Raw genomic sequence first — 1,667 nt, forward strand, 5'->3', positions numbered from 1 at the left:
TATTTTGAAATTTAATTGTTATATTTTAAAATTTTGTATGTCAAAAAAAGATAGGGAACCAACGCCTTATCTGCTCTAATTTTTTATTAATCTATTTGTTTAGGAAGCGATTCTTTCAATTTCAAATAAATTTAATTCAATAATTTTAAGAATATCTATAGGAATTTTTTTCATATTTTTATTTGTTTTTAAACAAAATTTTTTGAAATTAGATATTATTTTTTTGAGGAGATTCAAAATATAGATATTTTCTTTGAAAATAACACCAGCTAATCTTGGAAAATATTGAAATATCGTACCAAATGATTGAAATTCACTAAGTTCCTTCCCATCCGTTATCAATACAATATTTTTACTTGTAAAAGCTATTGCTGATGATAGTAATAATGCGATTAATCGCCCGTATAGAAAACATTTAAATCTTTCTATTTTTACTTTCTTAACTTGACTTATTTTAAATATTGATTTCCAAATTTTAAACATAATCTCTATTTGCCACCTTAAAGTATATAATTCATGAACTTGTAAATTATTAAGAATATTCTCATTGACATTAGTTATGTATGCATTTACACTATTAAAATCCATTCTTTTTTGCTTAAATACTTGGCATTTTTTTCTAATATTTTCTTTAAGTGTAACTTCTCTTTTTTTCTTGTTTTCTTCAGTTAATTTTGTTATAATTAATCTGGTTTTTAGCTCCTTCTTGGAGCCTATGTAGACATCTTTTAGCTCGATAGTTTCACCTTCTGTCAAAGGTTTCGATAGCTCTAAGATGTCTATTTTTTTATATCTACTAGTTTTTTTTATTTTTCCATTCTTATGTTTTTCTGGTTTTAAATTTTTTAAATATAGAGCGGTATTACTTTTTACTTTAGATATGAATGAAGCTCCACTTTTATCTAAAGCTTTTAGATAATCAACTTTGAGATATCCCAAATCAGCCAGTTTTAGATCTCCGCGTTCTTTATCGATTTCCATAATATCTAAATAATTGGCATCACTATTTGTACCAGAAAAAATGTCTAATCTCATAAAGCTTCCAGATAAAAGCTCATATTGTAGTTGAATTTTTATAGCAGAGGAAGACGCAGACCCACCTGATCCAGCAAATTCATTCGCAAATTCTTTAGGTAAATTAAATCCTGTTGAATCATTTATTATTATACGATTAAAATGCAAATTAAGAGTGGTTTTTAAATTTTTCAAAATAGTATTCTGACTAAACATGAGGTTGTTAAAAATTTCTTTCATAAACGTAACAGAATAATCATTAAATCGCTTATCAAGAGCTTGTCTAGATACCTCTACATCGAATAACGCGTCATACTTAGAGGCTAATTGAGATAAGGAAATACCACATATATTATCACCATAGAAAGCATTGAATATTAAAAAGTCTTTAGCTGTTATACCGCTTTGTCTCTGTACAAATTTAGAAGTTTTAGCAATTTCGTTAATTTGACTCAAACTAAAAACATTTTTTAAATTTTTAACTAAGTATTTTAATTTTTTCTCCATAGATTTGAGTACCGCCTTTTATTGGAATTAATTAAAAAATTATACCATATATGGCTTAAAAATATTTCCCTTAGGTTGACAGCCATGGGGTCCCGTCAGGAAAACGCGGAATAACAACGCTAAGGATTTTCCTGACCATCTATGAC

At 26.9% G+C, this 1,667-nt stretch carries 1 protein-coding gene; it reads right to left on the reverse strand.

Going from position 1 to position 1,667, the window contains the following annotated elements:
* Positions 1–99: 99 nt before the first annotated feature.
* A complete protein-coding gene (locus L988_RS12005; RefSeq protein WP_047384586.1) occupies positions 100–1,521 on the reverse strand; it encodes an IS4 family transposase in 1,422 nt (473 codons plus the stop codon).
* Positions 1,522–1,667 lie beyond the last annotated feature (146 nt).

Source organism: Cetobacterium sp. ZWU0022 (genome assembly GCF_000800875.1).
Classification (GTDB): domain Bacteria; phylum Fusobacteriota; class Fusobacteriia; order Fusobacteriales; family Fusobacteriaceae; genus Cetobacterium_A.

What these genes read in the sequence shown, in the direction of transcription:
- L988_RS12005 (WP_047384586.1), bottom strand. Translation starts at nt 1,521, where the DNA reads ATGGAGAAAAAATTAAAATACTTAGTTAAAAATTTAAAAAATGTTTTT.